This window comes from Nocardia donostiensis (assembly GCF_002081715.1).
Lineage (GTDB): Bacteria > Actinomycetota > Actinomycetes > Mycobacteriales > Mycobacteriaceae > Nocardia > Nocardia donostiensis.
Map to the genome: position 1 here is coordinate 1 of NZ_MUKP01000032.1, position 19243 is coordinate 19243.

Here is a 19243-nt window from a genome sequence, read left to right on the forward strand (position 1 = left end):
GCTGTTGATCCTGGCGATGTTCGAGGGGTTCTTCGGGTATTCACTGCCCGATGACCTGCTCTCGGGTACCGGGCTGCGGGCCGCGTTCTCCGGTATCACCATCGGTATCCCGGTGATCGGCACCTGGATGCACTGGCTGATCTTCAACGGCGACTTCCCGGGCGACATCATCATCCCGCGCCTGTACGTGGCGCACGTGCTGCTCGTCCCCGGCATCATGCTTGCGCTGATCGCCGCGCACGTGGCGATCGTCTGGTATCAGAAGCACACGCAGTTCCCCGGTCCGGGCCGCACCGAGAACAACGTGGTCGGCGCTCGTATCGTGCCGGTGTTCGCCGCCGATCAGGGCGCGTTCTTCGCGTTCACGCTGGGCTTCATCGGGCTCATGGGTGGCGTTATGACGATCAACCCGATCTGGAACCTCGGCCCGTACAACCCCTCGCAGGTGTCGGCGGGTTCGCAGCCGGATTTCTACATGATGTGGACCGACGGCATGGCCCGCCTGATGCCTGCCTGGGAGCTGTACCTGGGGCCCTACACCATCCCCGGCGCGTTCTGGGTGGCTCTGGTCATGGGCTTGGTGTTCACGGTGCTGATCGCCTACCCGTGGATCGAGCGGAAGCTCACCGGCGACACCGCACGGCACAATCTGCTGCAGCGGCCGCGTGACGTCCCGGTCCGCACCGGCATCGGCGCGATGGCGATCACTTTCTACTTGGTGCTGACCCTGTCCTGTATCAACGACATCATCGCGCTGAAGTTCGATATCTCGCTCAACGCCACCACCTGGATCGGCCGCATCGGACTCCTGCTCGGCCCGCCGATCGCCTACTTCCTGACCTACCGGTTCTGCCTCGGCTTGCAGCGCAGTGACCGCGCGGTCCTGGAGCACGGTATCGAGACCGGTGTGATCAAGCGGTTGCCGCACGGTGAGTACATCGAGGTGCATCAGCCGCTGGGCCCGGTGGACGAGTACGGGCATCCGATTCCGCTGGAATACCAGGGCGCGATGGTGCCGAAGAAGATGAACAAACTCGGCGCGGCGGGCCAGCCCGGTACCGGCAGCTTCCTGCGGCCGGACCCCTGGCAGGAAAGCGAGCAGCACTTCGCCAACGAATTGGAGGAGGAGCACAAGCAGCTCACCGCGCTGAAGAAGGTTCAGGAGCGCGCCGACATCGACGAGCACTGACCCGTCGTAACGACACAGGCCCCCGAGTGACGGCTCGGGGGCCTGTTCCGTTTCCGGTTCAACGCCGCCGGGAAGCCTCGATGGCCTCATACTTCGCCAGATTGTGCCTGGCATCGGCGAGAGCGTCATGCGCATCGGGGGGCACCGGCGGCAGCGCCGGACGGCCATAGCACTCCCAATGCTGGCGCAGCTCATTGGTGTAGCGGGGCAGCGCGGTCGGCAGGTCGACCATCGAACCCCACAGCTGGCACAGCGCGACATGGTCGTAGGCCCCGACCCACGCCCACAACTCCGGTTGCACAGTCGGGCGCGGCACCAGGAACCGATACAGGTCGTCGCGGATCTGCGCCCGGGTACGCCACAGCGGGGACGTGGGAGCGGGTAGCTTCGGCAGCACATGACGGCGTACCCACGGCCCCGCCCGTTCGGCGTCGAACTCGTTGGACACCGCGTAATACTCGCGTCCGTCCTCGCAGACCACGCCGATCGAAATCAGATCAATGGTCCTACCGTCTTCGATGAACTCGGAATCGTAGAAGTACTTCAAGTAATCGGTCTCCTCGCCGAAATCTGTGTAACGGGTCGAGATTACGGGCCGGCGCGGACCGAACGGTACGTCGGGCGGCGGGACCCGACCCACAATGGAGCGGGATGAGGAGGGCGCCGTCGAACCCGCACCTCACGCGGTCCGTATCCTGAATGAGTGAACTGGACCGTCGACGTGCCCATCGATCGTTTGCCCGAACTGCCCCCGCTGCCCACCGAGCTGCGCAAACGGCTCGACGACGCGCTGGCCCGGCCTGCGCTGCAACAGCCGTCCTGGGACAGCGAGCAGGCGGCGAACATGCGGACGGTACTCGAAAGCGTGCCACCCATCTGCGTGCCCGCCGAGGTAGAGGAACTCCGCGCCCGCCTGGCCGAAGTGGCGCGCGGCGAAGCGTTCCTGCTGCAAGGCGGCGACTGCGCCGAAACCTTCGCAGACAACACCGAGCCCCATATCCGCGGCAACATCCGCACCCTGCTGCAGATGGCGGTCGTCCTCACCTACGGCGCCAGCCTCCCCGTGGTGAAAGTCGCCCGTATCGCCGGCCAGTACGCCAAACCCCGCTCATCCGACACCGACGCACTGGGCCTGAAATCCTATCGCGGCGACATGGTCAACTCGCTGGCACCCGACGCGGCGCTGCGCGAACACGACCCGTCCCGGCTCGTCCGCGCCTACGCCAACGCCAGCGCCGCCATGAACCTCGTCCGCGCCCTCACCAACGCGGGCATGGCCGACCTGCACCGAGTGCACGACTGGAACCGCGATTTCGTCGCCCAATCCCCGGCAGGCGCCCGCTACGAAGCGCTCGCCGAAGAAATCGACAAAGGCCTGCGGTTCATGACCGCCTGCCGCGTCAACGACCCCAGCCTGCAATCCGCCCGCATCTACGCCAGCCACGAAGCGCTCGTGCTCGACTACGAGCGCGCTATGCTCCGCCTCGGCGAACACCCCTCCGGCGAACAGATCCTCTACGACCTGTCCGCCCACTTCCTGTGGATCGGCGAACGCACCCGGCAACTCGACGGCGCCCACATCGCCTTCGCCGAACTCCTCGCCAACCCCATCGGCCTCAAAATCGGCCCCACCACCACCCCCGACCAAGCCGTCGAATACGTCGAACGACTCGACCCCAACAACGAACCCGGCCGCCTCACCATCGTCTCCCGCATGGGCAACTCGCGGGTCCGCGACATCTTGCCACCCATCGTGGAAAAAGTGCAGGCCACCGGACATCAGGTCATCTGGCAGTGCGACCCGATGCACGGAAACACCCATGAAGCCTCCACCGGCTTCAAAACCAGGCATTTCGACCGGATCGTCGACGAGGTCCAAGGGTTCTTCGAAGTGCACCGTGCGCTCGGCACGCACCCCGGAGGCCTGCACATCGAACTCACCGGCGAAGACGTCACCGAATGCCTCGGCGGCGCGCAGGACATCTCCGACCTGGACCTGTCCGGCCGCTACGAAACAGCATGCGACCCCCGCCTCAACACCCAGCAGTCCCTGGAACTGGCCTTCCTGGTAGCCGAAATGCTGCGTTGATCGGCGCGCTGGCACGCGCGTGTTCGTGGCCCTCTAAGGCTCGCGTTTCAGCCCTCGCGGTGCATGCGCGAGTGCCGGACGTTCGTCCGTCCCGGTGCTCCTAGCTGCGAGGGCTGAAAAGCGAGCCGGGCCGCGAACGAGCTCGTAAGACTCGCCCTGGGCGGGGCTGGGTGAGTAGGTGAATAGGGTGTGGGCGCGGCATCATTCCAGATCGTAGATTCGTACCCCTACAAGAGTGGCCTGTCCACAACAGACTGCCCGTTTCCGCACGCATCCGGCCGGACCTCGTTTGCGGTCCGGCTGCGACGTTGCGCAGGCCTTCGCGTACCAGCGCCTGGGCGAAGCACGGTGGCGGTGGCGGTGCCGTCGCCTGCGACGTCGTCGGTCTTCTCGGCGACTTCCTCGACCGGATCGGGTCGTGTGTCGGCAATGACTGAGCATGCGCAGGAGTTTTGCTGAGTGGGGTTCAGTACAAACCACCTGTTCCGCTCACCCAGCCCCCATCTGAGGTAGACCGATCAGGGGCTGGGGAGGCGTATCACGGCAGAGCCACGATTGTGACCGTGGATCCTTCCTCCACGTTCGCGTTCACTGCGGGCGTCTGAGAGACCACCACAGAGGAATCCAGCGGTGCCAGCTGGCGGACTTTTACCTGCAGGCCCAGCGCTTCCAGGGTGCGGCGGGCTTCGGCGACCGACTGGCCGAGTACTTCCGGCATGGTGATGGCTTCGCAGATCACCAGGGTCACCGGGGAGCCGGAGTCGACGGTGGTGCCTGCTGCGGGGTCGGTGCCGATGACGCGGCCTGCTTCGACGCTGGGGTCGAATTGGGGGCGGGTGCCGGCGACGGTGATGCCGAGCCGATCGAGGGCTTTGCGTGCCTCTTGTTCGGTTTTCGCGCGCAGGTCCGGCAGTCGTACGGGTTTGGCGCCGTTGCTGGTGTAGACCTTCACTTGCGCGCCCATGGGCAGTACGGTGCCGGGGGCGGGTTCGACGCGGGCGAGGGTGCCTTCGGGGGCGGGGCTGCCCACTTCGCCGGAATCGACGGGTAACAGCCCCTGGTCGCGGATCAGTTGGTCGACCTTGTCGAGGTCGTCGCCTGGGCTCAGGTCGGGGACGCGGGGTTTGCCGCTGGAAACCAGGATCGACACGGTTGATCCTTTGGTGACGCGGGCGCCTGCTCCGGGATCGCTGCCGACTACGTTGCCGACCGGGATGGTGTCGGAGGCTTTCTGCCGAATGTCGGTCTCGAAACCTGCGGCGCTCAGTTCGGCGGCAGCGGTATCGGTGTCCAGGCCGGCGATCGGTGGCACAGAGGAATACCGGCCGACGCCCAGCCACCAGCCGCCGATGCCGACGAGCAGGGTCAGGACCGCGACGATCGCGATCCACAGCAGCGCGGTGCGCCGGGATCTGGCGCGGTCGTCGGCGTACGGCGAGTGCGGGCCCTGCGGGTGGTGGCGGGGCGGTGGTGGCGGGATGTATTCCGGCGCTGCGTGGTATTCGGTGCGGGGGGCTGCGGTGGTCACGACCCTGGTGGGTTGCGGCTGCTGGGCCTGTGGGGCAGGACCTGCCTGGCGTGTGCCGGCCTGCGGCGCGGCTCGGAAGGAGGCGCTGAGGTGTTCGGCCGATTCCTGTGGGGCGGGCACCCGGTAGGCGGGCAGGTCCAGGGTGCTCGCTATGGAACGCAGCTCGGCGGCCATCTCGTTGGCGTCGGCGAACCGGTGCGAGGGCTCGCGCGCGGTGGCGCGGGCGACCAGCCGGTCGAACTCGGGCGGCACCCCGGCGATCAGTTCGCTCGGACTGGGCACATCGTTTTCGATGCGCTGGTACGCCACCGACAGCGAATTGTCGCCGGTGAACGGGACCTGCCCGGTGAGCAGTTCGAAGATCAGCACACCGAAGGCGTAGACGTCGCTGCGGGAGTCGGCGGTGCCGGAGGTGACTTGCTCGGGGGACAGGTAGGCGGCGGTGCCGAGGATGACGCTCGCCGAGGTGGTGTTGGCCGCGGCGACGGCCCGTACCAGACCGAAGTCGGCGATTTTCACCTCGCCGGAATCGGAGATAAGCACGTTCTCCGGTTTGACGTCGCGATGTACCAGGCCGGCCTTGTGCGCGACGCCGATCGCTGCGAGGACCGGTTCGGCGACCGCATATACCGCGTGCGGCGGCATCGGGCCGCGTTCGCGCAGCAGCTCACGGAGGGTGCCGCCCTCGACCAGTTCCATGATCAGGAACGGGTGTTCCCCGTCGACGCCCTGGTCGTACACGGCGACCAGGGAGGGGTGTTTGAGTTTGGCGACCGCCCTGGCCTCGAATTCGAACCTGCTCAGGAACTGGGGGTCACCGGCGAATTTGGGGTCCATCACCTTGATCGCGACCGGACGGTCCAGGCGTGTGTCAACCCCCCGGAACACCATCGACATCCCGCCCCGCGCGATGGGTGCGTCGATGCGATAGCGTCCTTCCAGCATCTGGCCGATCACTAGATGTCCTCCGGCTTTCCCAACCTTCTCCCCCTCGCGGCGTGCGCGACAAGAGACCGGCCGCGCTCTGCGGCCCTCACGATGGTATCGGCCGAACGTTCGCGGGTGTCTCACGCAGGCCATGCCTGCAGCGTCTACCGTTATCGGCGTGAGTGCATTTCCCTGCAGTGACGATGTCCTGCCCGCCTCCGTACCGTTGATCCCGCTGCCCGATGTCGCCGACCGGCTCGGCATCGCGGTGACCAAGGTGCATCAGATGCTGCGCGACAATCAGCTGCTCGCGGTCCGCCGCGGCGGGGTGGTCGGCGTCCCGGACGTCTTCTTCGACGACAGCGGCACGGTGATCAAACACCTGCCCGGCCTGATCACCGTGATGCGCGACGCGAAGTACACCGATGAAGAGATCCTGGAATGGATCTTCACCGACGACGACTCTCTCCCCGGTAAACCTGTGGAAGCCCTCCACGGGCCGCTGGCGCGCGAAGTCCTGCGCCGGGCCGCCGCCGAACCGTTCTGAGCCACAGCGTCGCGCCGTCGCCCGTTTCGGTCCACGGCGCGGCCTCGACCTGCCGTGACGGGCGCCTGGTCGCTGGGCTCAGCGCTGGACCAGCGCGGCTAACGCAACACGCAGACGCTGGTGGGTGGGAACTACGGCGCGGCGGTCGAAGACCTGGTAGTCGGCTGCCTCGATCCGGTCGAGAAGGGCCGAGTAGAGGGTGCGCGCGGTGCGGATAGCAGGCCGCGCCCGTGGGGCGAGCAGGTAAACGCCCGGGTCGGCGCGGCGGTAGAGGTCGCGGTTGAGGGCGATGAAATGCGCCAATGCGTGACGCACCCGGCGCTCGGTGCGTCCGGTGCGGCGGCAGTGGGCCAGCAGGCCGTCGTCGACACCGAAGGCAGCGAGTTCGTCGGCGGGCAGGTACACCCGGTCGCGGTCCAGGTCCTCGCCTATATCGCGGAGGAAGTTGGTGAGCTGGAAGGCGTCGCCCAGCGCGGCGGCGGCAGGTTCGGCGGCGGTGACCGGGCCGACGGTGCCCAGAATCGGCAGCATCTGCAGGCCGATCACGGCGGCCGAACCATGCATGTACTCGTTCAGTTCGGTCATGGTGGCGTACCGGTTGCGAAACAGCGGCGAGCCGGGGACGTCCATGCGCATCGAGTCCAGGAACGCCCAGAAATGCCGCGGGTCGATGTCGTAGCGCCGGATGGTGTGGGTCAACGCCCGCAGGATGTGCGCCAGCTGGTCGTCTGCTCCCTGCGGCCCGAACACCGGCTCGTGCTGGTGCAGCGCGGTCCGTAGCCGCTGTTCGATCCGATCGATAGCTGCTGCGGGGTGACTGCCGGGTGTGCTGCCGTCCGGCCGGAGATCGGAAGGAGGCCTTTCGGTTCGGGCGGTACCGGTGGGCGCTCGCTCGCGGCCGCGGTCTCCGCTTGCGTTCCGGAGAGCCGGGGTGTCGACGATATCGTCCACCACCCGCGCGAACGCGTACAGGGCGTGCACCGCGGGGCGGCGTTCGGGCGCGAGCAGGCGGGTCGCCAGAAAATAGGTGCGGCCGTGTTCGGCCGCGATCCGCCGGCACAGCCGATAGGCGGCAGCCGTCTCGGGGTCGGTTCCGGGAGCGGTGCGATGCAGACGGACGGTGGTCGGCTCGGCGCCGTTCATGGGCGGGCGGCGATGGCCGGTTCGACGCTCGGTCTGGTGCTGCGCAACCGCAGTGGGTCGACGGTGCGCAGCGACAGCGCCGCCACCCCGGCGGCGAACGTCGCGGCCGCCACATGCCAGAAGTTGTACAGTCCGATCGATCCGTCCGGCTGGAATACCAGCATCAACCAGGTGCACAACCCGACCAACGTCATCAACGTCGCGGTGGACAGCGCGAACGCGGCGGCCAGCGCCAACGGCCACGAGTAGTACCAGGGCAGCGCGGCAGGGGAGAGGATGATGATCGCGACGAACGCGATGAGGATGCCGAGCACGGCGTCGCGTTCGGTGAGCTTGAACCGCCACCATGTCCAGACCAGCACCACCATCAGCACGGCCGCACACAGCATGCGCGTCACCTCGAGCACCGGTTCGAGGGAAAGCGAGGTGAACCAGGTGGTTGCGTGCGCCATGATCGTGGGCAGCGACAGCCAGTTGATGATCTTCTGTGAACCCGACAGCGCGGTCAGCCATCCGATACCGACCCCGGCGATCGCCGACGTGGCGACGAACACCACGGCGAACACGCTCAGGCCGAGTCCGGCGATCTTGGCGAACATCACCGCGGGATGCGGTAGCGGTTCCCGGCCCTCTTCGGCGCGCCGGTCGCGTTCGTGCAACATCCAGATCCACACCAGGAACGGCAGCGCCACCCCGGCCGTGGCCTTGATCGCCACCCCGATCGCCACCACCACGATGCCTGCCACATGGTGGCGTTCCAGCACCAGTGCGATACCGGCGCACATCAGGCCGACCATCAGCATCTCGTTGTGCACGCCGCCCATCAGGTGGATCAGCACCAGCGGGTTGAGCACCGCCAGCCACAGTGCGACTGTGGGTTTGCCGCCCAGGTGTTTGGTCAGATACGGCACCGCCCACATGATCAGCGCCAGCCCGGGTAGCATCACCAGCCGCAGCGCGATCGTCCCGGCTACGACATTGTCGCCGGTGACGGCGGTGATGCCGCGGCCGAGCAGCAGGAACATCGGGCCGTACGGTGCGGTGGTGGTGGTCCAGACGGTGCTCACGTTGTCCAGCAGCACGCCGGGGTTTGCGACCGGCCCCACCTTGTAGGGGTCGAACCCGTCACGCAGCAGTGCGCCCTGAGCCAGATACGAGTAGGCGTCGCGGCTGAACATCGGCACCGAGAACAGCAGCGGGAAGGTCCAGATCCCGACGATGGCGCGCAGTTCGTTCAGCCGGACCCCGCTACCGGGCCGGTCACCGCTACCGATGGTGGCGCGGCCCAGTCGCACCCAGGCGGTGATCATCAGCAGCACGCCGATCCAGACGAACATCATCGACAGCGCGTAGCCGTGCCCGAATCGCAGCCACGACAGGTGCATCGCTTCCAGCAGCGGGTCCCGTTTCCGGACACCGCCCGCGCCGAATCCGCCGAAGGTGATCATCACCGCGCCGACGAAGCCGAGCAGGGCTGCGTGCCCTTCGGGGCTGCGCAGGAAGTCGGTGCAGAACCGCAGCCAGGCCAACACGGAGGAGCCTGCTTGTCTGCCGGGTGCGGCGGTAACGGGTGGTGTCGCGGCTTCGCGGGTGATCACGGTATGTGGCGTGGTGGTGGCGCTGCTGTCGGGGGGTGGCATATCGTGTCGGTCCCCCCAGGGTGGGTCGGCGGTCGCAACCGCGGGCGAATAGGTCGGCGCTCAGTCTACGGCGTCGGTGGGTGAGGTCGTCTGGATGGTCGGCGGATTTGTGGTGTGGGCGCTGCGATTTTGCCCGATGACCCGCTGGGCCGCGAGTTTTCCCGACAGCAGCACGGTCGGCACGCCGACACCCGGTGTGGTGCCGCAGCCGGCGAGCACGATATTTCCACCGCCGCCAGGGAAGTTGGACGGCCGGAACGGGCCGGTCTGGCGGAACAGATGTGCCGCCGAGAACGGGCTGCCTGCCAGCATGCCCTGCGACAGCCAGGTGCGCGGGGTGTCCAGATGGTCGACGACGAAACCGGTGGTGACACCGCGATAGCCGCGCTGTTCGAGCACGCCGAGCACTTCGTGCAGATAGGCGGGGCCGAGCCGGTCCCAGTCCAGCGGTGCCGCGTCCAGATTGGGGCAGGGGGCCAGTACCGAGAACGGTTCGTGCCTGCCGTCGGGGCGGTCCAGGTAGAGGCCGGGATCGCTGAGCGCGGGCCGGGTGAGCAGCAGGGAAGGATCGCTCATCAGCTTGCCGCCGCGGCGCGGTGCGATTTCGGCAAAGGTGGTATCCCAGGCCGCGCCGAAGTCGATGGTGTGATGTGCTCGCACCGGCCACTTTTCGGTGACCGAGGTGGGGATGGTGCCGTGGGCGACGACCGCAGACGGGGCCGCCCGCAGGCTGCGTCGGCGGTGCAGCCCCAACCGATCGATGGAGCCGATATCAGCGGTGACGACGACAGCGTCGCAGTCCAGCACCCGCCCATCGGCGAGCCGCGCCCGGCGCACCCGTCCCGGCTTGCGTTGCCCTGTCCAGGACCGCCGTCCCCGGCCGGTGTATTCGAAACCGGTCACTGCCACGCCGAGCTCGAGCGTGCCGCCCGCTGAGGTGAACGCCCCCGCCATGGTCTCGGCGATCGCCCGCATCCCGCCTTCGGGGAAGTACACGCCCAGCGACGTGTCCATATGGGGGATGGCCCCGTACACGGCCAGCGCCTGAGCAGGTGACATACCCGCGTACAACGCCTGGAAGGTGAACAGCCGCGCCAGCCGCGGATCACCGAGAATCCGGCCGACGCGCGGCCCGAGCCTGCCGAACCCGCCGAGCCGCACCAACTCGGCCAGCGCGGCCCGTTTCCGTGGCAGCCGCACCATATCCAGCGGCGAATCGAAGTTGGTGTCCATGAACTCGGTGAACTCGGCCTGGTAGATCCGGCCGAGCCAGGCCCGTAACCGGCGATAGTTCGCCACCTCGGCCGGGCCGCAGACGCGAGCCACCTCGGCCGCCATCTGCTCGGCGTCACTGAAGACCCGCATATCGCTGCCGTCGGCGAACCGTGCGTGATAGGCGGGCGTCAGCCGGTGAATCCGCAACGGCGGCACGGCGCGGTCACGGCTGCAGCCCACTGCCGCCAGCGCATCGTCGATCAACTCGGGCAGTGTGAGCACCGTTGCGCCGGAGTCGATGTCGTAGTCGGCGAACCGGTAACGCCCCACCCGGCCGCCCACATGGTCGGCCCGCTCCACCACGGTCACCGCGCGGCCCGCACCCTTCAGATACAGCGCCGCCGCCAGTCCCGCCAGCCCGGCCCCGACCACCACGACCCGGTCGGACGGCCCGTCGACGGTCCGTACGGGTGCCTTACCTGATGCCTGTCGCTGTAGGTGGTCGCATCGTCCGGCGTGCGCAGCCGGCGTCCCGGCTGTGTTCATGCGGTGCGCCGGGTGGCGGCCAGAGCCATTGCGCGCAGGCGTTCCTTGGCGGGTTCGGTGGCCGAGCTCGCGTCGATGGCGGCGAGGGCGCGGTCGGTGAGGTCGGTGATGCGGGCTTCCACCGCGTCATGGGCGCCCAGTTCGATCAGCACGGTCCGCAACCGTGCCACCTGCTCGCCGCTCAGGTCGGTGCCGATGCTGTTACGCAGCAGAGCGGCGGCGATGGGATCGGTGCGGTCGGCGCGGGCCAGCGCCTCGGCGAACAGTACCGTGCGTTTGCCTTCGCGCAGGTCGTCACCGGACGGTTTACCGGTTACCTCGGGGTCGCCGAACACGCCGAGCAGGTCGTCGCGCAGCTGGAATGCGATACCGATGTCGGTGCCGAAGGCGCGGTAGGACTCGATCAGCCCAGAGCCGGCGTCTGCGAGGACCGCACCGAGATGCAGTGGGCGTTCCACTGTGTAGGCAGCGGTTTTGTAGCGGTTGATCCGCAGCGCTGCCGTCACCGATTCCTCGCCCGCGGCTTCGCCCCGGATATCGAGCAACTGACCGCCGAGCACCTCGGTGCGCATCTTCGCCCACACCGGTGCGAACCGGCCGATCGCGGCGTCGTCGAGGCCGGAGGCGTGCACCATATCGTCGGCCCAGGCCAGCGCGAGATCGCCGATCAGGATCGCCACCGAAACCCCGAAGTGTGCGGCGTCGCCGGACCAGCCCGCGTCACGGTGACGTTGTTCGAAGTCGACGTGCACTGTCGGGAAACGGCGGCGGGTGCGCGAGGAGTCGATGATGTCGTCGTGGATCAGTGCGCACGCCTGCACCAGTTCGAGCGCTGCGCACGCGGTCAGCACGGCCCCGGCTTCGGCCGAGTCGGGGGAACCGCCCGCGCCGAGCCAGCCGGTGTACGCGAACGCGGGTCTGGTGCGTTTGCCGCCGCGCAGCACGAACGATTCCAGCGCCGCGGCCGCGTCGACGAAGACCGGGCCGAGACGGGCGACGGTATCGCGTCGACCGGCGAAGAAATCGGTCAACGCCTGTTCCACGGCGGCGGCGAAAGGCGCCGTCCCTGGAATGGCCGAAGCAGGGCTCGGCCGGGTCGGGGTACCGGGTCCGGCGGACAGGGTGGCCTCCAAGATCGTTCCAACGCGCTGGTCGTGATCGAAGATACGCGTACGCTCCGGCGACCCGCCCAGGTGGCGGGCGGTCACCTCTACACTGGACCGGTGACTTTCGACAACGCCCGGGGACGTTCGACCCCTTATCGGCCGTCCCCGACGTCGCCGAATGTCTCGGCGACCCCTTCGGTCGTGCAGAGCTTGCAGTTGCATTCCGGCAGTGCTGTGCCTTTCTCGGTGGAGTTCTCCCCGCCCAGGGATGCGGCAGGCGAGGAGCGGCTGTGGCGCGCTGTGCGCACATTCGAACGGATGCATCCGGCGTTCATCTCGATGACCTACGGCGCGGGCGGCACCACCCGCGACCACACCGTTCGCATCACCGGTGAACTCGCCGAGGAAACAACCCTGCTGCCGGTCGCGCATCTGACCGCCGTCGAACACAGCGTCGCCGAACTGCGTTCCATTGTCGGCGCTTACGCCGATTCCGGTATCCGCAACATACTGGTACTGCGCGGCGACCCGCCCGGCGATCCGCTGGGGGAGTGGCACAAACATCCCGACGGCGTCGAATACGCCGAAGAGCTGGTGCGGATCGTGCGCGACCTGGGCGATTTCCATGTCGGTGTGGCCTCGTTCCCGCAGGGCCACCACCGTTCGCCCGACCTGGATCACGACACCGCCCACCTGGCCGCGAAACTGCGTGCGGGCGCGGAGTATTCGATCACCCAGATGTTCTTCGACGTGGAACACTATCTGCGCCTGCGTGATCGGCTCGTCGCGTTCGACTCGGTCGAGGGTGCCAAACCGATCATCCCCGAGCTGATGCCGATCACCTCGCTGCGCACTGTGAAGCGCGCGGAGGAACTGTGTGGGCGCCCGCTGCCGCAGGCGGTGCTCGACCGGCTGCACCGCGCCGCAGGCAACGGAGCGGAAGAGGACCGCGCCGCGGTCCGCGAGGTCGGCATCCAGATCGCTACCGAGATGGGTCAGCGACTCATCGACGAGGGCGCGCCCTGCCTGCATTTCATCACCCTCAATTTCGCCAAGGCGACCAGCGAGGTGCTCACCAACCTGGGCTACGGCGTCACAGCGGCCCCAGTCAGCGCCTGAGTGCGCCTTCGCTCCGGACGTACCTCCGCCTTCGCTCCGGCCATGCGCATTTATGTCTACATTCCGCATAACGCGCGGCTGGGCGGGGTCTGCCTACCTACCGCCTTTGCGTCGGGCGTGCGGCCCGCGTATCTTCTCGCACTCGCTCCGGCGTATCTCCGTTTTCGCTCCGGCCATGCGCTTTCAGGCGTACCTTTCGTATTCGCACGGCTGTGTGCAGTCTGCCTGGCTACCACCTTCGTGCCGGACGTGCGGGTCTGCGCACATCCGCTTTCGTTCCAGCCATGCGCGGCCCGGGTATATCGGCTGTTATGGAGTACTTGTAGGTCCGGGCATGCCGGACCGGGCAGCTCCTGCCCTGGGCAGGCGTCTGCCTTTCCACCGCAGGGATCCTTGCCGGTGGGCGCGATGGGATCGCGCCCACAGTGTCAGGTACGCGGCGACGGACACCGGATGCGCGGACGCTGCCACCAGATCGGCGGCCCTCGGCGGGTCACCCGTTTCGATACCTCGCGCCAGCAAGCGGCCCACTACCGCGGCGACGTAGCCGAGCGCACCGACCCGGCGTAGGCGCGCGCCCCCGAATACGGCCGCCAGTGGTGGGAGCAGGAAGGCCAGCGCTGCCAGACCACCGACGACGGCCCCGGCTGCGACCGATCCGCGGTAGGCCGACCAGAGCCAACGGCTGTAGCCGGCCTCGAGTTCGGCCGCACCGCGATACATCCGGGTCCGAGCCGAGGGTCCCGCCGCGACCGCGGTCGTCCGGTAGCCGCGCCTGCGCAGGTGCCGGGCGATATCGAGGTCCTCGGTGGCACTGGACGCCACCGCCGCATGCCCGTCGATCGCGCGGTAGGCGGCGGCGTCGAACACCAGGAACTGTCCGCACGCCACCGCCGTCGACGGCCGAATGCTCCGGCCGGATACCGTCATCGGCAAGGTCGCCGCCCACGACCAGCACAGCAGCGGTTGCACCAGTGCTTCGGCCGCCGACCCTGTTTCCTGTAGCGGCCAGGGCGACACCAGCGCCGCCCTGCGTGCACGCAGCTCGCCAACGGCTGCCGCGACAGCATCCGGCGCCACCCGCACATCGGCATCGACGAACACCAACGCCTGCGGCCGGCCGGTCTCGGCGGTTTCCTGGGCCTGGCGGGTATCCGCCGCTTCTCCGTGCGTTTCGCCGAACGCGATATCGGCGAGCCGGGCGCAGGCAGCTGCTTTCCCGGTCCAGCCGGGCGGAGGCCCGCCGATGCCGCGAACCACGGTGAACCGCGGGTCGCCGTCGATCGCCGCCTCCGCCGCTGCATAGGTGCCGTCCCCGGAATCGTCGTCGAAGATCAACACCCGCATCCTCGGAATCCCGGTCTGCGCGCGCAGATCCGCGATGAGACCGGGCAGCTGTTCGGCCTCGTCCCGCGCGGGTACACACACCGTCACCTCGTCTTCGACAGGTGACGGTGCGCGCACCAGTCGCGCCATGGTGATTCGGTTCCACCCGGCCAACGCGGCGGAAAACACCGCCAGCCCGGTTCCTACGGCCACGGTGCGCTGCAACACGGACCGGTCGTGGGTCATAGCACCACGCGCCCCGCACGCTGTCGGCCGAGCTTCCACCAGATCCCGCATGGGGGCCGGTCGCCGTATCGGGTCACCGGATGTGGTGGTCTGTGCGGCAGCCGACGACGCGGCGCCCGCTTTGTCGCCGGGGACAGCCTGCGGATTCGGTAGTGGTCTGCGCGGGTCTGCGGGCGGTTCTTCCATGTACCGACACTGCTACCCGCGGGATCAGGTGAGCGGCGCGTACAACGGTGGAGCCGGCGCAGGTGACCGGCGCGGCCGAGATGATCGCGTCCCACAGCGTGCGCCGCGGGCGCAGTATTTCGTGTGGGAACTCCCGCGGCTCCGCCGGGACCGGCCCCAACGCTTCCGCTGTGGCCGCTGCGGCCCACCGATGGGGTCGTCGTGTTCATTCGTTGCGGACGTGCTCCCACCAGCGGCGCAGGGAAAAGCCCTGTGGGGCGCCGGGGGCGGCGGGGTTGCGGTCGAGGTAGGCGAGGGCGGCGATGATGGCGGCGACGGCGAGAGTGACACCGCCGACGATGCCCGCCCACCCGCCGAACGAGCGGGTGTTGGGGTCGGCGTAGCCGACTTCGGCGCGTACCGTGCTGACCTCGCCGGACGGCAGTTTCCAGGAGACGATGGACTCGCCCTCCCTGGTTCCGTTGGTCTTGGCAACCCGCGCCGGGAACGCGACGCTGAGCTGCACGTCCGAACCGTGGGGTGGCACCGATTCCAGATCGATCCGTCCATCCAGGCTCACCAGATCGCCGTTGCGGCGGAACTGTAGCTGGAACATGCCCGAGGTTTCCTCGGACAGCTGCTCGAGCTGCTGTACCTCGCCGAAGGACAGGTCATCGAAATACACTTCGCTGCCGACGTAACCGTCCTGGTCGTACGGTTCCACCCGTACCTTCGTGGCCAGTGATTCGGGCACCTCCAACTGCGGTCCTTTGTCCTCGCTGTTCTCCGGCACCACCGCCGCGACGATCCGCCCCGACACCCGGTCATTGGACGACACACCCATCGACGTCTGCACGCGCAGGCATCCGGTGAGCGCGGGTACCAGCAGCGCCGCCAACAGGAAGACGGCCGTCACCCGCGCACGCAGGGAGTTCCGGGCACCCGGCGGGCGAGGCGAAAGGACCGGGGCGTCTGGTACGGCGGGGGAGGGACTCGGCTGCACGGGTAGATATCGTGCCAGGCGCGACGCAGCGGATGCCACGCGACGGGCGCAACGACGACGCGGATACCGCCTCACCGGAACCGGATACGCTCGTTCCCGCCCCGCACCAGCCGGATCAGCAACCCGACACCGAGCCAGGCCAGCCCCAGACCGCCGTAGACCGCCGAGACGGGCAGGCCGAGGAACACCGCGTGCGCCAGCATCGAACCCAGCCACGTCCACAGGAACATCGCCACCGCAACGCCCACCGGTCCGTCGCTCGCATCACCCGGCGCAACCCGCTCCCACACGGTGAGCAGCCCTGCCATGACCAGCGCCACCGCGAACCACCCGAGATAGTTGGTGTACGGGATATGGCTCATCCCCGGCAGCCCGGTATCCGTGACACACCAGGCCCACTGCCCGTCGGCTACCATCTGCGGATCCAGGAACAGATCCCAGCCGACGGCCCCCGCCGCCAGCACCACCATCCGCACCGCGGGCCGCCGCACCAGCAGCCCGGCGATCACCCAGATCGGGTAGATACCGCCCGTCCACGCCAGCGGAACCACCAGCGGCACGTCGGCAAGCGCAGGCCCGAGCCGGTCGAGCGCATAGGAGTAGCACCCGTACGGGATACCGGTCGCGGTCCCCGCGATCTCCGACAGCAACCCGAGACCCGAGACGATCACCAGGAACCCGAGAGCGTAGGCGGCACCACGAACCGCGGCGGCGTGCGCCAGAGCAGTCCCGGCCGCCAACAAGACAACGACCACCGTCACCTGGTCCCGCGCCGCTCCCGTGACCAGTGGATAGGCGATCTGGGCCAGGATCCACAGCATCAGTGAAACAGCCGGAAACAGAGCACGTTTCCGCTGTCGGGCACCCTGCAGCAGCGCCGTGCGCCGGTCCGCGTCCGTCGATCGCGCGGTCGCCGGGCGGTGCCTGCGCAACGCCTTCGCCGTCGCGGCGACCACTCCGGTGCGGTAGCGCGCGGAGGGAGCACGCCCGGCCGCCGCTGCTGTCTCATCGGCATGAGAGCGGGCATCTGCTGAAACCGGGCCGGTCTCGAGCGATGGGCGCGCCCCCTGATGTCGGTCCGAGCCGCCTGGCAGATGCTGTGCCCGGTCGGTATGCGGTCCGCCTTCGCGCCGTTGGCGCGGACTGGATGTGCTGTCTTGCGGTGAGACAAGGTTCGTCGCGTCCTCGTGACGCTGCCCGCTCGCGTGATCCGGCGGCGTCGCGTCGCGTCGATCGTTCATCGCCGCCGCAGCCGGCCAAGTCCGCCGAGATCGCGCAACACCAGCCGGGCGGCGCTGCGGCCGCTCGCCCCGGACACGCCGCCGCCGGGATGGGTGGAGGCGCCGGTGAGATACAGTCCCGGCGCACCGGGTACTCGCTGGCCGGACAGTTCCGGCAACGGCCGCCACATCAGCATCTGATCCAGTGTCATCTCCACATGCATGACGTTGCCGCCGCGCAGACCCATTTCCCGCTCCAGATCGACCGGTGTCTGCACGAACCGGTGTCGCACCGTGTCGGCGAAACCGGGAGCGAACCGGTTCAGTTCGCCGATGATCCGGTCGGCTTCGGGGCCGGCGTGGTCGGCCCAGTCCCGTCCGCCGGACAGCCGGTACGGATGCCATTGCGCCCACAGCGACAGCTGATGTTCGCCCGATGCGGCGATGCTCGGGTCGAGGGCGCTGAAACTCATCGCCAGCACCACCGGCCGCGGCGGCAGTTCACCGGCAAGGGCGGCGCCGTGCGCGAGCCGCAGCTGTCGCCGATCGGCGACCAGGAACTGCAGGCCCCGGGCCGATTCGCTGCTGTCGGCGCCCGGATAGTGCGGTAGTGAACTCGTCGCAAGCCGGACCACCATGCCGATACCAGGGCCGACCCGGATCCGTCGCTGCCAGTCGTCGAGCGCAGCGGCATCGAAACCACCCGCGCGCAGCAGGTCGAGGGTGGTCAGCACGTGGGTGCCCGCGATCACCGTGTGGGTGAACAGGCTCCGGCCCGATGCCGTGCGCACCCGCCAGCCGGAACCGTCTTTGTGCAGCGCGGTCACCGCATCGCCCGCGGTGACCGTCCCACCGTCGGCGCGCAGCCGGGCCACCAGCGCCGCGCTCAGCGCACCGCTGCCGCCGACCGCCCGGCCCGGCGCAATAGTGTGCATGAGCGTGGCGAATCCGACCATCGGGGCCGTACCCGGTTCCGACATCGGCGGTCCGGACTGGGCGCCGAACCAGGCCAGCGAAGCTTTGAGCCGCTCGTTGTCGAACAGACTGTCCAGTAGTGCGTCCCCGGGCTGCAGGAACTCGCGTGAGAGTGCGCTGCCGCCGCCGGGAGCGTTCAGCCCCCAGAACGAGCGCAGCAGCCTGCCCGGTGTCGGCCCACCGCCGAACGAGCGCATCACCCGCGCGCTGCGCGGGCCCCACACCTCGACGAAGCGGCGGTAGGCGTCGGCGTCATGGTGGCCGCAGGCGGCGGCGATCGACGCGCACGTGCGATCGAGGTCGTGGTGGAACACGATCGGCGCGGCGCCCGTTTGCGGGCAGGCGGGGGTGAAACCCCAGGGATCGCAGTCGATATAACGCAACCCGAACCGCGCCAGCTCCAGTTCCTCGATGATCCCGGTGTGCCGGATCATCAGATGGGCCGAGGAACCGCGGTCGACCAGATGCCCGGGGAATCGCGGCACCGTCGACACCGCACCGCCGAGCACCTCGTCGCGTTCGAGCACCTCGACACGGTGTCCAGCCCGAGCCAGATAACAGGCCGCGACCAGGGCGTTATGGCCTGATCCGATCACGACAACACTCATCTGAACCTCACAGCCTCACAGCGGCAGCCGACGGCCCAGGATCGCGAAGTGCCGGTTGTCACCGGCGAATATGAAATTCCTGATCACGTCATCGAATCCGTGCCGCCGGTACAGCCGCCAGGCGCGGTTGTCCTCGGCGTGCACTTCCGGTGTGGACAGCAGCACCGCGCGTTCGGGCCGGTCGCGCAACAACCGGCGCAGCAGGATCGCGCCGATCCCGCGACCCTGCGCTGAGGGGTGCACATGCAGTTCCGTGAGTTCGAAATAGTCGGCCAGCAGTTCCCGCGCCGAATGCTCCGGCCAGCCCGAACGCCGCATCCCGGCATGCACCTGCTGCTGCCACCACTGCTGCGGGCCTCCGTGGTAGCCATAGCCTATGGCCACAATGGGCGCGCTGCGTAGATCGACAGCACCGGCATCATCGGGCAGTACCGCCGCGACGGCCTGCCAACCGGGCCGCGTGGTGTGTTCGGTCCACATCGGCGCGCGATGGTGCTCGGTGCCGCGCGGGTAGTCCATGGCCGCGACATACACCGCGAGCGCGTCGGGTAGCCGCGAGCGCAGCGCGGCGACGGAGAGGTCGACGACGACTGGTGCGGGGGTGTGATTGGGCTTGACGGCAGTCATTGCTCTTTCGCGGTCGCGTTCGGG

General features: G+C 68.4%; 15 protein-coding genes and 1 pseudogene. 4 read left to right on the forward strand and 12 right to left on the reverse strand.

The genetic code is table 11. The features are described 5' to 3' along the window. Window positions 1-1189: cytochrome bc1 complex cytochrome b subunit (gene qcrB, locus B0T44_RS19055; RefSeq protein ID WP_077121856.1), on the forward strand; the 1189-nt coding region annotated here is incomplete at its 5' end. 58 nt (window positions 1190-1247) lie between these two features. Here the strand turns inward: qcrB and B0T44_RS19060 are convergent. Continuing rightward, entirely contained in the window at window positions 1248-1736 is a 489-nt protein-coding gene (locus B0T44_RS19060) for a polyadenylate-specific 3'-exoribonuclease AS (RefSeq protein WP_077121854.1), read from the reverse strand. A 156-nt stretch (window positions 1737-1892) separates the two neighbouring features. Here B0T44_RS19060 and B0T44_RS19065 point away from each other — a divergent pair, with 156 nt between their 5' ends. Continuing rightward, the gene (locus B0T44_RS19065) at window positions 1893-3278 is read left to right on the forward strand and encodes a class II 3-deoxy-7-phosphoheptulonate synthase (RefSeq protein WP_077121841.1); all 1386 of its coding nucleotides are present in this window, start codon (window positions 1893-1895) and stop codon (window positions 3276-3278) included. A 295-nt stretch (window positions 3279-3573) separates the two neighbouring features. On the opposite strand, the pseudogene B0T44_RS28155 reads toward B0T44_RS19065, so the two are convergent. Beyond that, a pseudogene (locus B0T44_RS28155) lies at window positions 3574-3685 on the reverse strand (hypothetical protein); the annotation flags it as partial. A gap of 131 nt (window positions 3686-3816) precedes the next feature. Then, complete coding sequence (gene pknB / locus B0T44_RS19070) at window positions 3817-5763, reverse strand: Stk1 family PASTA domain-containing Ser/Thr kinase (protein WP_077121839.1); 1947 nt, start codon at window positions 5761-5763, stop codon at window positions 3817-3819. A 148-nt stretch (window positions 5764-5911) separates the two neighbouring features. Here pknB and B0T44_RS19075 point away from each other — a divergent pair, with 148 nt between their 5' ends. Further along, the gene (locus B0T44_RS19075; RefSeq protein WP_077121837.1) at window positions 5912-6280 is read left to right on the forward strand and encodes an Rv2175c family DNA-binding protein; all 369 of its coding nucleotides are present in this window, start codon (window positions 5912-5914) and stop codon (window positions 6278-6280) included. A gap of 78 nt (window positions 6281-6358) precedes the next feature. Here B0T44_RS19075 and B0T44_RS19080 read toward each other — a convergent pair whose 3' ends face one another. The 4 genes from B0T44_RS19080 to B0T44_RS19095 are packed head-to-tail and all read right to left on the reverse strand — an operon-like array spanning window position 6359 to window position 11957. Then, window positions 6359-7423, reverse strand: coding sequence for a phytoene/squalene synthase family protein (locus tag B0T44_RS19080; protein WP_081512326.1), 1065 nt, complete (start codon window positions 7421-7423; stop codon window positions 6359-6361). Beyond that, on the reverse strand, window positions 7420-9063 hold the full coding sequence (locus tag B0T44_RS19085) for an alpha-(1->6)-mannopyranosyltransferase A (RefSeq protein WP_081512328.1): 1644 nt from the start codon (window positions 9061-9063) through the stop codon (window positions 7420-7422). Before B0T44_RS19085 ends, B0T44_RS19080 begins: the two co-directional genes overlap by 4 nt. A gap of 60 nt (window positions 9064-9123) precedes the next feature. Further along, complete coding sequence (gene crtI, locus B0T44_RS19090) at window positions 9124-10824, reverse strand: phytoene desaturase family protein (protein ID WP_081512330.1); 1701 nt, start codon at window positions 10822-10824, stop codon at window positions 9124-9126. Further along, window positions 10821-11957, reverse strand: a complete 1137-nt coding sequence (locus tag B0T44_RS19095) for a polyprenyl synthetase family protein (protein ID WP_077121848.1) — start codon at window positions 11955-11957, stop codon at window positions 10821-10823. Before B0T44_RS19095 ends, crtI begins: the two co-directional genes overlap by 4 nt. Before the next feature lie 90 nt (window positions 11958-12047). Here B0T44_RS19095 and B0T44_RS19100 point away from each other — a divergent pair, with 90 nt between their 5' ends. Continuing rightward, entirely contained in the window at window positions 12048-13049 is a 1002-nt protein-coding gene (locus tag B0T44_RS19100; RefSeq protein ID WP_077121846.1) for a methylenetetrahydrofolate reductase, read from the forward strand. A 309-nt stretch (window positions 13050-13358) separates the two neighbouring features. On the opposite strand, the gene B0T44_RS19105 is transcribed toward B0T44_RS19100, so the two are convergent. The 5 genes from B0T44_RS19105 to B0T44_RS19125 form a co-directional block, all read right to left on the reverse strand. Next, window positions 13359-14621 carry a glycosyltransferase family 2 protein gene (locus tag B0T44_RS19105; protein WP_077121833.1) on the reverse strand — a complete coding sequence of 421 codons (1263 nt, stop codon included), beginning with the start codon at window positions 14619-14621 and terminating at the stop codon, window positions 13359-13361. A gap of 391 nt (window positions 14622-15012) precedes the next feature. Then, a complete protein-coding gene (locus B0T44_RS19110) occupies window positions 15013-15702 on the reverse strand; it encodes an LppM family (lipo)protein (RefSeq protein WP_245839715.1) in 690 nt (229 codons plus the stop codon). Window positions 15703-15860: 158 nt separating this feature from the next. Further along, complete coding sequence (locus tag B0T44_RS28725; protein WP_425436892.1) at window positions 15861-17030, reverse strand: carotenoid biosynthesis protein; 1170 nt, start codon at window positions 17028-17030, stop codon at window positions 15861-15863. Next, entirely contained in the window at window positions 17027-18592 is a 1566-nt protein-coding gene (locus B0T44_RS19120; protein ID WP_077121831.1) for a phytoene desaturase family protein, read from the reverse strand. The genes B0T44_RS28725 and B0T44_RS19120 overlap by 4 nt, the downstream gene beginning before the upstream one ends. A 15-nt stretch (window positions 18593-18607) precedes the next feature. Beyond that, window positions 18608-19219, reverse strand: coding sequence for a GNAT family N-acetyltransferase (locus B0T44_RS19125; protein WP_077121829.1), 612 nt, complete (start codon window positions 19217-19219; stop codon window positions 18608-18610). Window positions 19220-19243: the final 24 nt, after the last annotated feature.

Bases quoted from the DNA above. Each gene is read 5' to 3' on its own strand.
- B0T44_RS19105 (WP_077121833.1), bottom strand. From the start codon at position 14,621: ATGACCCACGACCGGTCCGTGTTGCAGCGCACCGTGGCCGTAGGAACC.
- crtI (WP_081512330.1), bottom strand. From the start codon at position 10,824: ATGAACACAGCCGGGACGCCGGCTGCGCACGCCGGACGATGCGACCAC.
- B0T44_RS19120 (WP_077121831.1), bottom strand. From the start codon at position 18,592: ATGAGTGTTGTCGTGATCGGATCAGGCCATAACGCCCTGGTCGCGGCC.
- B0T44_RS28725 (WP_425436892.1), bottom strand. From the start codon at position 17,030: ATGAACGATCGACGCGACGCGACGCCGCCGGATCACGCGAGCGGGCAG.
- B0T44_RS19125 (WP_077121829.1), bottom strand. From the start codon at position 19,219: ATGACTGCCGTCAAGCCCAATCACACCCCCGCACCAGTCGTCGTCGAC.
- B0T44_RS19080 (WP_081512326.1), bottom strand. From the start codon at position 7,423: ATGAACGGCGCCGAGCCGACCACCGTCCGTCTGCATCGCACCGCTCCC.
- B0T44_RS19085 (WP_081512328.1), bottom strand. From the start codon at position 9,063: ATGCCACCCCCCGACAGCAGCGCCACCACCACGCCACATACCGTGATC.